This is a genomic window from Pseudoalteromonas sp. SG44-8 (genome assembly GCF_014164125.1).
In the GTDB taxonomy this organism is placed as follows: domain Bacteria; phylum Pseudomonadota; class Gammaproteobacteria; order Enterobacterales; family Alteromonadaceae; genus Pseudoalteromonas; species Pseudoalteromonas rhizosphaerae.
The window spans coordinates 57,091-69,356 of the sequence record NZ_JACJEQ010000001.1 but is presented as its reverse complement, the minus strand read 5'-3'; the positions used below and the strand labels follow the sequence as shown (position 1 = coordinate 69,356).

9 protein-coding genes are annotated in these 12,266 nt (G+C 38.6%); 4 read left to right on the top strand and 5 right to left on the bottom strand.

The genetic code is table 11. From position 1 onward, the window contains the following. Positions 1–3: 3 nt before the first annotated feature. Genes tssM through H5163_RS00295 form a run of 5 tightly spaced genes read right to left on the bottom strand, consistent with a single transcriptional unit; the run spans position 4 to position 6,727 of the window. Positions 4–3,720, bottom strand: coding sequence for a type VI secretion system membrane subunit TssM (gene tssM / locus H5163_RS00315; protein ID WP_182733898.1), 3,717 nt, complete (start codon positions 3,718–3,720; stop codon positions 4–6). 9 nt (positions 3,721–3,729) lie between these two features. Then, entirely contained in the window at positions 3,730–4,452 is a 723-nt protein-coding gene (gene icmH / locus H5163_RS00310; protein ID WP_182719396.1) for a type IVB secretion system protein IcmH/DotU, read from the bottom strand. A 13-nt stretch (positions 4,453–4,465) separates the two neighbouring features. Further along, positions 4,466–5,806, bottom strand: a complete 1,341-nt coding sequence (gene tssK, locus H5163_RS00305) for a type VI secretion system baseplate subunit TssK (RefSeq protein WP_182733897.1) — start codon at positions 5,804–5,806, stop codon at positions 4,466–4,468. Beyond that, positions 5,806–6,273: a type VI secretion system lipoprotein TssJ gene (gene tssJ / locus H5163_RS00300; RefSeq protein WP_145242499.1), complete on the bottom strand. Its 468-nt coding sequence runs from the start codon at positions 6,271–6,273 to the stop codon at positions 5,806–5,808. The genes tssK and tssJ overlap by 1 nt, the downstream gene beginning before the upstream one ends. Positions 6,274–6,307: 34 nt before the next feature. Beyond that, the gene (locus tag H5163_RS00295; protein ID WP_145242501.1) at positions 6,308–6,727 is read right to left on the bottom strand and encodes a hypothetical protein; all 420 of its coding nucleotides are present in this window, start codon (positions 6,725–6,727) and stop codon (positions 6,308–6,310) included. Between the two features lie 314 nt (positions 6,728–7,041). On the opposite strand from H5163_RS00295, the gene vgrG reads away from it, so the two are divergent. From vgrG to H5163_RS00275, 4 genes are all read left to right on the top strand, one after another. Then, on the top strand, positions 7,042–10,584 hold the full coding sequence (gene vgrG / locus H5163_RS00290) for a type VI secretion system tip protein VgrG (protein ID WP_259399769.1): 3,543 nt from the start codon (positions 7,042–7,044) through the stop codon (positions 10,582–10,584). A gap of 14 nt (positions 10,585–10,598) precedes the next feature. Continuing rightward, the gene (locus H5163_RS00285) at positions 10,599–11,204 is read left to right on the top strand and encodes a hypothetical protein (RefSeq protein WP_182733895.1); all 606 of its coding nucleotides are present in this window, start codon (positions 10,599–10,601) and stop codon (positions 11,202–11,204) included. A gap of 42 nt (positions 11,205–11,246) precedes the next feature. Beyond that, positions 11,247–11,783, top strand: a complete 537-nt coding sequence (locus tag H5163_RS00280; RefSeq protein WP_182733893.1) for a DUF4303 domain-containing protein — start codon at positions 11,247–11,249, stop codon at positions 11,781–11,783. 67 nt (positions 11,784–11,850) lie between these two features. Beyond that, complete coding sequence (locus H5163_RS00275) at positions 11,851–12,195, top strand: immunity protein YezG family protein (protein WP_182733891.1); 345 nt, start codon at positions 11,851–11,853, stop codon at positions 12,193–12,195. The last annotated feature ends 71 nt before the right edge of the window (positions 12,196–12,266 follow it).

Below are 12,266 nucleotides of genomic sequence, written 5' to 3'. Positions count from 1 at the left end.
CCCCTACTGTACCGAATTATTATTCGACTGCGCATATTGCGGCGATTTCGAAAACAACGAGTTCGGTAAAGCAAACGAAGTCAGCATATATTTTGAGAAAATACCGCTATTACGCCCTGATTTTAAGGAAAACTGTACTGTTAATTGCTGTTCTGACTTATCGGTTAGTTCCCATGTAGCTAAGAACTCAGTGCCTTTTATCCATTTTACATTAGCATTATTAAGCACTTTAAGTAGCGCCCACGGACCATCTTGCTCAATCGAAATTCGATTGCCTTTATTATCTAAACCATAAAGAATCGCTTTTTCTGCAGCACCACGACCAGGCCAAGAAAAGTTACGCCACTCCTCCGGCTCATTACGATAGCGATAACCTTGCTCTGAAAAGCCTAAATAAGTTTCACGAATGCCTCTTTGTGGTACTGGCATCATCTGAAAATTAAAGCCCGCAGAATCTGCGCCACTAGTAAATAGTGAACGTGTTACTTTATTTGCTTTTGTTAAACCATCGAGTAATTCTTTACTAAAGCCAATACCAACACCATTCCACTGTTTTTCTTCCCATACGCCACGACGTACTTTCATAAAAGGTTTCAGTTGAGTGTTAGTAAAGTTCCATAATATGCCCGACTCAGTGTTTAAAAACTCCGACACATCAGCAATCGCGGCATCAGGTCCATTTAGATTAAATGGGTACTTTCCTGCGATGCTGTTGCTGTACATTGTATAAACTTGGTTTTCCCACTCTTCATTTAACTGGCTTCGTGCTTTGGCCATAATTGTGGCTATACCCGCTTGTAAAGGCGCTTTGAAAAGAGTATCCAACGTTTCTTTTGTTTGTGGGTCTAAAGCACGTGTTTGGCTTTCAATGATGATCCATGAAGACTGCAAAGCATTGGTTTGATTATTACCTGAGAGTAAATCTTGGACAAAAATCATAGCTTGGCCATCATCTTCATTACTCGCCGCCATCGCTTTTATGTCTGAGTGGATGCTGCTTAATGAACTAATGTACTGGCCCATGTAATCAGAACTGCGCTTATTATCATCGTTTTGTGTAAAACGGCGTAAATCAGCAAAGCGAGATTCCAACTCTGGCGCTCTAACCGTACTCATTTGTGAAAAATCAGGGCTGTTAATAGCTTGTTTAGCTAGCTTTCCTTTTGCTGCTTTTTTCTGCGCAACGTCGGCAGCACCGGCAACTAAGGTCGCAATTTTGTCATTATTCGCGGTAACGGCTGAAGGTTCGTCAGCAACCATTATGTTATTGTTCACCAGCATCATTAAATCTATCAATGGGCCATCGTTTGATGAAAGGCGAGCAAAATCAATACTTGCATCGTTTAAGTCTCTAAACGCTGGGACTTGAATACTATTTAAGAATTCGAACCAAGTATTACCGTAATCCTTAAAGTAATAAGCACGCATTGCTTTGGCTAAGGACTCAGCTTGTGCTTCATCTACAGCATTTTGCCCTTCGTCATTACTGGTGCCCATAACCCAATCGCCTGAGAACACTAACCGTGAAATACGTTTAATTTCAGGATAGACATATTCTTGCCAACCAGCATTGGTATATACATAAGGAATTGCATAGCTACTTTTTAATACATCACGGTTATTAGCCGACATAAACTGATTAAGCTGTAATGCTTTTTTGCGCTCAGCAAAGCTTGTTATCACTTGCTTATACAGAGGCTCAGCCTCAGGTTGAGTATTTAAACTTTCGCGCGCAGTATAAATTGCGGTTTCATTTGCTTGCCAAAAATTAATATTCCCAGGATGCTCTAGATCAGTACCTAAATTAGCTAAGTACACATCTAACAACGCAGTTAATTGACTATAAATGGGTGTATCTTGTTGCGCTGTTAAATCAATATTAAAGTGATTACTAATAAAACTAAGTAGCTGCTGTTTAGCAAATTCATCATTTTTATGTTCGGGGTGTGTGCTTAGCATTAAATGTAATTTAAGTGCTTCGTAATAAGGTTGTCGAATACCTACGCGTGACTCCGGCTCATCAGAGTTCCAACGACTTTCATACTGTTTTAATTGTGCTAACACCTGTTTTTCAGCAGGAAGTGTGATCAATTGGTTTAACTGGTTAAATAATACATTCGCGACACTTTGAGTTGTTTCGTCACCTTCGTAAATACCAAAAATAAAATACCAAGGTAAGCTTTCTTCATAACTTACAAGCTCCTGATAATGCTCAAATAATGCAAGTGTTGCAGCTAGCTTTTGATCCGCCTTCGCCTTATTTACATTAACTTCAACCACCGCTTTCACGCGTGCTTCGCCTTGGTTAAGCAATAACTGATTACTGGTGTATGAGGTAATCAATAACGCTGTAATCGCCGCTATTGAGGCAAGCCCCGTGGTTACAGTTAAACCTTTTAACCAACGACCTACTAAGCGCTTTTTACGATTACCCCGAGTTAAATCTTGTAGTTTAAAAACAACATCATTAAAAACGCGATTAATAAAATAGCTTTGGGTGATTGTTTCTTGTTTTTGTTCAACCACAACCGCGCCAAATTGATCGCGTACACCGTTGGTGATTCGCTCAATTGGTGTGCCCTCTTGTGTACCTGAGGTAAAATACACGCCTGCAAACCAAGGAACTTCTTGGTACGGATTCGCTTTAAATAGCAAGTTTACAAATTCGGTTAGTTTTGTTGAGGCCGATTTAAACTGATTAGGAAAATCAAGGATCAACTGTTTACGATGCTCATTTCGTTCACGGGCCACTTTACTTAAACGTTGCTGGCACAAACGTTCGTATAATTCATCCATTCTGAGCTCGAACATTTCAGCCGGATCGGTTTTTTGATCTTCACTAATATCAAGTAAATATGCGCCCCACACTTGCTCGCGCTCTTTTTCAGATAAGTCATTAAAAAAAGGTTCAAAGCCACTAATTAAATCGGTTTTTGTGAAAGTGATATAAACAGGGAAAATAACACCTAGTTGCGTGATCAACTCTTCAATACGTTCACGGACTAACTTTACATGCTGGCGAATTTCTTCACTGTCAGAGGTTAAAACATCAGCTACACTAATTGCGACCATTACGCCATTGATAGGTAATTTTGGGCGGTACTTTTTCAGTAAATTTAAAAATGATAACCACTCTTTGTTTTCTGATTGCTCAGTTGTGTAACGTCCTGCGGTGTCAATTAAGATCGCTTGATCTGAAAACCACCAATCACAGTTACGTGTGCCACCAAAACCTTGAATATGCAGTTCGCTAGAGTTTGAATACGGAAAATGTAATCCAGAGTTAGCAAATAAAGTACTTTTACCGGTCGCTGATGGACCAATGATCATATACCAAGGTAGTGCATAAAGAGCGGTATTACCACGATAGCCAGCGCCTAAGTGCGATGCTTTTAATGAGCCTAACGCTTCTTGCATTTTTTCTTTTATTTCATCAAGCTCAGCACTTGAGCCCGCATTGTGATTTGCAAGTTCAGAAGCTAACTTATCGCCAGAACGCTTAGTCCATAACCAACGAGTAAAAATAAATAAAATGAATACCGCCGTAACTGCTCCCATAGCAATCAGCTTTTTATCAGTCGTGTCTAAGCCCACCATGCGCCCAGCAAACCAAACAATGCTCAGCACTGCAATTAGACCGATCAACTGTCCTGTGGCGCGAGATGACACTAAGCCCAGTAAAAAATGCACTAGGCCACTTTTATTTACTCTTCCTTGCATGGTATTGCCTTATCGTGTCTCGTTGGTTTTATTCAATTGAGTGAGTACTTCCACCTGATTACTTATGGTTTGCGTACTCTGTGTAGCCTGCTTGTTGATCACAAAATGAAAGCCTGCAAATAGGGAAGCGATTGAGCCTAAACAAATCGACAGAATAACCCAATAAGGGACATTACGACCGACTTTCATAGCAAACCCTTCAGCAGGTACGCCATTATCAGAAAGCAGTGCATTAGGCGTGCCTTTGACATCTTCAATTTGTGCACGAATGTCAACTATCAAAGCTTTAAGCTGTTCTATTCCTTTAACTTTATAGATACCTTCAAAACCCAATTGCAAACAAATATAGTACACTTCTAACGCCGCAAATTTATTTTCACCGCCAGTACGCAAAGTCGCTAAACGCTCAAAAAACTCTTCACCTGCACGGTTATTGCCAAAAAACTCTAACTGCAGCGGTCGTGACATCCAGTCCATACGAAAATGCGCTCCGGAGCTCATTACAAACTCATCGCACATTGCAGTAAGAGCAAATTTTACTTCTTGCATCACACTAGTCGTCACTTGTTGGGCATAACAATTACGCTCAAACTCATCAAAACTATTTAATAACTGATCACGAAAATCGTTCAGCTCAAGATCGGTTGATTGCTTGAGCTTTAATGGCGATAACGCATTTATAACCGGTGATATACAGGCGATTAAATCTTGTTGTTGTGATTGTTGTTGCATCATTTCACCTAACTTAATTGCGTGCGACAGTAACTATTTCGATTTGCGCAGCTTGCAAACCAAATGGAATAAATAAACTTAACGACTGCTCTTCGATTATTTGCTGCCAAATGTAACCATGTGATTCAAGACGGAAATATTCATATCCACTCTTTATTGCTAATTTATTTGGCGGCCGTTGGCAGTGAGTTAGCTGAACACCTGCAAGGGCTGATGAAATCATAATATCGAGTTTTTCAGTTGCGCCAACTTTAACTTGGTCGCTAAATGTTTCAATCCACTTAGTATCCTCAGCTTCAAAATAAACCGCGAGATAGAAGTCGTTATGCTCAAAAATTGCTGAGTCAATAGTCGCAACCTGATGAATAGCATTGGAAATTTTTTCAAGTTTAAGGCCAGCCATTTTCTTAGGCACAACACCTTCAAGTAGCTTAGTTAGCAACTCATCTAACTTACCAAATACATAGCTGAGTTGTTTATGCTGATAAGGAGGGACTTGGTTTACTAAATCACTGTGTTCAAACATCGATACAGAGCTGATCAAATCAACCAATTCACAGTACAAACGCTCTGGATGAACTAATGACAAACTTTTTAAATGATCCAACCGCTTTGCTGAAGGTGCCATCGCATTAAGTAATAAAAAGCTATTCATCTCGTTTGGACCAAAGTCAGTCACTGAACCAAAGTTTTTCCTGCGACTAAGCAACACATTGACTTTCGCATTCACTAAATTTGCGGTGCGATTTAATAGCTCAGTTAAATATACCGAAGCACTGATATTTAACAGTGGTGGTACAAAGTGTTTATTAACAACAAAAGAGCCGTCTTCTGCGCGGACTATTTTCAAACACGCTAAAGTATCAAAATAAGTTTTTACATCACTATCTGTTAGTAATATAAATTTAGGGTGCGCTATCAGCACTTCACGATTACGTGCAGCATCATGATCATCATTTAACTCAATATAGTCTGCATGATAGGCACTGAGCTGACCGGTTGTTGCATAACCTTCAATATTACTAACGATTTTATTGGCAGCAATCGCGATGTAAATAATCACTTCATCTAGGTTAGGATCTAATTCCAGCTTTAATTCGTCATGTTGTTGGCGATCAAAATCAAGTAATCGACCATTTTCAAGTAACAATTTGAAGCTAGTAATTTTTAATAGCCCACGTGATAACGCTGACTCATCAATTGCAAGATGCTGGATACCAAACACCAATGGAGAAATAAGTCGCTGTCTTACAATTTGATTTTGCTCATGATACTCATCAAATAACTGAAAATGGTGTTGTGCTAATAATACACCTTCAGCCCAGACGGGTTTTACGGGGGCTTTAGTACTCATTACTGTGCCTCATCCACGTCAGGCAACTGCACTTCATTATTTGTGATCAGCACATCTAATGCAGTCGATAATTTAACCGGACCATCACCTAGTTGATAATACGTTTTCCATTTGTCTCCTTGGCGATCTCTGAATAACGCAACAATTGCCACAAAACGAGCATTTTCAGCTTGTTCAAAAGCGATCGTTGTTTTTTCGGCAGGATTAATAGTGCGTTCTTCTAACGTGATCAATGAATTTGCTAATACTGATTTATCTGACTTCCAAAGTTCTTCAAACGTCGCTGTTTTAAAGCTCTGAATATCAGACAATTGATACACTCTGAGAACCACTGGAAGTGCTTCATCAAATTGATTTAAATTTAAATTATCTGTTGCTGTAATGTCTAACTCTACATTAGTGCTCATGCACGCAGTGAGTGACATTAACAGCACAGCTAATATTACTTTATTTATTGCAAAACGCATTTAATACCTCATTAGATATTTTAAAATTGATTATTCAGTTTTTACAAAGGATCTCTTCATAAACAGGGCAAATAACCCTGTTAAAACGCACTGACGCACAATCTGACCAGCGATTGTCATTTAAAATTCTAGAAAAAAAACCTGAACTTTTATTTTCTTGATTTTCAACAGCTAGAGACTTGATGACAACATGATCGATTGAAGATATTAATTTAGAATTTAAAACTATTAACTCTTGAATATAACTAGATATATTTTCATTAATTAAAATAATATTTCCATCGTTCTTTGGAGGATTATTCAAAAAGAAGAAAAACTGATCTATAACAGATTCAGAAAAAACACGATGTGCAGGAATACCTGTTTGATCAAGTAAAGAGGAGATGTTACAGGTTAGAGACCAAGCCAAGGAGTAAAGGCTATCAACCTGATTTATAAAATCTTTTTTTCTCATTTTATCATCCTTGATTTAACATAGTCAGCTTAAAGTTGCACTAACGCGGTAATTATTCAGTCCTTAGAATTAGCGCATGATACAAACATAATTGTTAAAATGTCAACCGAATTCAGTGCAAAAATACAACTATTTCTAACTTAAAGTTGTTCCCAATAAAAGCGACCACACCATATAATTTTAAAAATGAACACATTATGAACCTATTTGCATATAATCTAAATATCGTTGATTACAAATATTTCATTGATTATCGCTAGATTAATGTGTATTTTTACACGCATTATCGACCAAGGTAGCAAAAGGACAAGGAAATGTCTAAATCACGATTATTGTTAGATATTAATAATAAAACAATGAACGTAACTCAGGTAAAGGGAATTGAACGCTTAAATAAAAGCTTTGAGTTTGACCTGATTTTCGACACCCTCACAGATGAGCCTTTAAACGATTTATTATTACAATCGGCCTTAATTACATTTGTAAATAAAGACAATTACTATCGCCACCAAGCAGGCCTCATAACACAAAGCACCGATCTTGGGTTATTCAATAAAAAACGCCGCTATCATATCGTCATTAAAGATCGATTGAGTACGCTAAAAAACACCTCAGATAGCAAAGTATTTATCGGGGTTAATTTAAAAGATGTTTTACACTACCTAGCATCACAAGCCGGATACTCTCAAGGTCAAGTAGATTTCAGAGTTACCCAACCGTTTGCTGATATGCCTCAGTGCGTACAAGCAATGGAAAGTAACTGGCAGTTTTTTCATCGTTTACTGGCTTCCCATGGTTTATTTTATTGGTTTGAAAGCAAAGACTCGGCTGAAATACTGGTGATAAGCGACAGTAATTTAAATAGTCCCTACCTTGAGCGCGGCGTTTTAGAAGTTACCAGTAGCGCTGGAATGAATAACCAACACAGAGAGCAATTTGTTGGCTTTATGCATGCTCAACTTACTGAGTCTATTTATAACAATACTGCAAACAGTGCAGCCTATGGGCAATTTAATACCATTGCCAGCAATAGCCAATCATTCTTTGAACCCTGTGCGTTATCGCAATCCGCCGCAACTAATCAAGCACAAAATTTTAGTAATGCACTAGCGAGTTTAAATAAAGTTATTAGCTTAACTGGTAACGTATGTGATTTATTTGCGGGATGTTCGATTTCATTAAGTGATAACACCGGCATTGGTAGCAGTGGTGACTTGCTCTGTATCGCAGTCGAGCACTACAGCGAGCAACCAAGTGACGAAAGTAGCCATGAGGGTTTAACTAAATACAGTTGTACAGCGCAATTTATTGAGCGAGGCACCCCCTTTAAGCCACTCCCTATTCCCCATCAAGCAAAACCGATGGTATTCCCTGCGAAAGTAGAATCACTGACCGGCAATGCATTTATTGATGACAACGGGCAATATCGAGCCCGCGTTGATTTTGACAAAAATGCCAGACCAATAACGCAGTCAAGCCCTGCCTTGCAAAAGTTAGCTCTGTATGCATGCCAAAACCAAACTCAGGCCACTGGATGGCACTTTCCACTCGTCGGTGGTTCAGAGGTACTAATAGGCTGTATTAACAACGACCCTAATCACGCCTACATTATGGGCTTTGCACTAAATAGCGATCAACCAAGCGTAGTAACCGCCGCCAATCCAACGCATAACCGATTATTAACCGCAGCCCACAACGAACTACTATTTGATGATGACGACAATGAGCCAAAAGTTATTTTACAAACCCTTGCCAGTGAACATTACTTTGAGCTAAACGCCAAACAGTCTGGCCGCCAATTCATAGAATGGATAAGCCAACTAGGCACTATAAACTTGCACGCAGGAAAAGACCTCTGCCTAGAAACCGAGCAAAGCAATGTACAGTTCGTGATAAAGAACAATCAATTTATTGATGTTAAAAATGAACTCAAACAACAAACTAACAACGGCAATATAAATTACCAGAGTGCCGGCAACAATGCGTTCATAGGTAAAAAAATCGATGTTAAAGCTGACCAAGAGCTATCATTAATTTCGGGGCGTGCGGTTAAAATAAACGCGCAAAGTGATATTTTACTAAAGACTAATAACAGTGATTTAAAGCTCAACGTACCAAATGGCTCAACGTTTTTACAAACCAGTAAGTCAATTAACATCACAGGCTCTGGGCAAGGCGATTTAATCATTCATAACGCCGGCGGCGAAATTAAACTCGATAGCCAAGGCAACGCCACCATCATCGCTACCAATATACTCACGCTCGACAGTAACATAGTGACCTTTGATGGACCAATTGATTACGATATAGAAAGCCCGCAAACAGCCAGTAGCCCAAGTGCCTCAAGTCCTGCGAGTATTAGCCGTATTAATGATGTAACCATAAGTGATGCAGGCGTTGCGGCAACGACTGCTAGCGTAGTCGATTTAGAATACGTTTACCAAGACGGCAGCCCGGTAAAAAATGCGCCCTACACCATTACCTTTGATGATGGAACGCAAGCGACCGGGCAACTAGATGACAGTGGACAAGCACAACTCAGCAATATTCCCAGCGGTCAGTTCAGTGTTAAATACGGCGAAGACAGTCGCGATTTTCAGCCTGAAGATAACACCACACCAAACCCGTTGTATGGGCAAATAACCACCGCCGATGCTGTGCACATGATCAATAGCGGTAACACTGCAAAACTGGAAGAGGCTGGCAATTTAGCCAACCAAGCAGGCGATTGGTTATGGGGCACACTGCAAGGTGACTTTAATAGAAACCCGAGTACATCACAAATCGTTGTGGGTACAATTATCTCGATGATACCGGTGGTTGACCAAATCATGGATATTCGTGATATTTGTGCAAATACCGTGTTACTCACCGATGATGACAAAGCCAATGACAGCGACGGTTGGATAGCCTTTACCCTAACCGCCATTGGTTTGGTTCCATTATTAGGCTCTGCTGTAAAAGGCGTGGGTAAAGTCGTGATTAAAAACAGCGGCGAATCGATGGAAGCCGCTATTGCAGTGTTACGCAAGATGGGTAAAGGCGACCCAGTAAAATACCTGCGCGAAATAAACTGGCAAGACTTAGGCAAACAAGCCGCCAGTGAAGTCAAAGCAATTATTAAAAGCTTTAGAGATACCTTGCAAGATATTTCAACCAGCTGGAAATACGACCTCCTACTGCCAGACTCGGCCATTGACGGCATGCAAGCTATGGTCAAACAGCTTGATGAAGTCACCCCGCAAATAGACCAAGGGGTAAAAAACGCCGCAAACGAAATTGGCAATCGCGTAAACAAAGCCCTCGATGAATTTGAGCCACCGGCAAGCACGGGTGTAGTGGGCAAACCGAAGAAGACGGTAGCCAATGAATTAGAGCCGCCGAAAGGGAATGATTTAAAGGGGGCTAAGGTAGCCAATAGATCCATTGATGAATTATTAGTAAATGGTAAAGTTCCTTCTATAAGAAATAATAAATTTAATGAATGGTATAATAATTTGTCTTTAGAGGAAATGCGGTTACTTTGGGATGATAAAAGTATTCGCGAGAGTATTGAGTCTCGGATTAGAAAGCCCGGTGGCTACCACGAATGGTATATGGTCGCTAGAACACCAAAATTTAAAGAATGGGGCCTCCCTATGGAAGAAATAAAGCGGGTTAGAACAAAAATATCTGAGTTGAAATGGAAAGTACCTAACAGTAGCACCCTAGGTATGCATGGAAAAAAAGGGTCTGGAACCTTTCACAAAGAATTACTAGAAATAATTGACAATAGTCAATCTCTAGATCAATTTCATACACAGTTAGAAACTTTAATTACTAGATGGAAAATAGATCCTTCAGTATTACCTAAATAAAATAGTGAGAACTTATGGATAATTTAATTAAAGATTGGAAATGCTTTTGTCAAGGTACACAAGAATTTGATAAGTCCCATTTCACTTATATATTTCATGAGGAAGGAATAATTAATAACGTTAATCAGATAACACAATTTCTTCCTGAACAAGAGAAGCTAACTCAAGTAATAGAGAACGTTTTATCAATTAAAGACGTCAAAGGAAGAGCCAATATTAGCGATGAAGCAATCGTATCTCATGCCAAAGACTTTATATTAGAACAAGTTAATTTATTAAAAAATCTGGATGATGAACTCCGAAGTGCAACAGATAATTTTGAAATTAAATTTGTAACGCCTACTGAGTTCGAGTCTCACATAGATGACGATATTCCACATTATTGGCTTTTTGATGAGTTTGGAGATTTAATTAGAGACTCAAAAAGAAATGATAATGAAGTAACATTTGCGTTTTTTGAAGCCTTGTATGGAATTGACAATGACTATTATTTAAGTTGGTACATTGCTGCACCTTTACTTGAAATTAAAATAAATTTAAGTAGCTATTATGAACTGTGGAAAAACAACTGCCAGATTTTATTGTTAAAAGATAAATTGTTAATATTAAAGAATACATAAAGTATTAGAACAATGGGCAACAATATCGAAAGGCAGAACAATATGGATCTTGAACAAGAAAAAAATCAACTTGTCGAAGATCTAAGTGATATTTATAAAGCGCTCTTGAACAAGTTGATTCACAAGTATAAAGATATAAATTCAATAGCTATTCATTGTGATTCAGGCTTTAGTGCATTTGGCTTTTCTTGGAACTCTAATGATTATTTGGAAAAGAAAAAAGAAAAATTTCCTGAAAGCGATTGGCTAATAATCAAATACTCTGTATCTGAGTGGAATAATATTTTTTACGAATATGAGGCATTTAACGACATTAATGAAAGGATAGAAGAAATATTTGATGACCTTTATGATGAAGATCTAACAGATAAGCAGATAACTCAATTTTTTTGCGAGATAATCCATGGAGTACTATTGGAACTTACGAAGGTATTTTTTGATCATCGTGCTCCATTTATTTCATTACAATTTAACGATCCTAGTGATAAAGAGATTGACGTAATGCTAAAAATCAATCAACTATCAACAAATAAGCATAGGAATCTTGAATTTGAAAATTATTTAGAAAAAATAAAGTAATTTAAAAATCCCTCATGAATTAAGGAGCTCTCCCTAATTATGACATTTATAATGCTAAGGACAGCATATGCAACCAGATATTAAAAACGTTCCACAACACCTAGGTCAGTTCCTTTACGAGCAAATAAAAGAGCCGTGGCTTGAAGCCCAACTCATTTTAAATTGCGAAGATAAAGGTTTACTTGAATGCCAAGCTCACTTTAAAAAAGCCGATGACTCTAGTGAACAGCCAATTACCGTGACAGACGAGATAGACGATTTATTCAACACCCTTTTTGAGAATGCCACTAAACACCAACCAGAAAACTGGACGCGCGCCATTTTTACTATTACACGGCAAGGCCAGTTCAACCTGAACTTTGAGCGTGATAATAATGATGATGACGTTATCACTGCACAGCAAACTTATTAAACAATATTGATTTACCCGCTCTTTAACAACATGGATGTTGTTAGGCTAGGCGCTAATACAGCCGCTGATTA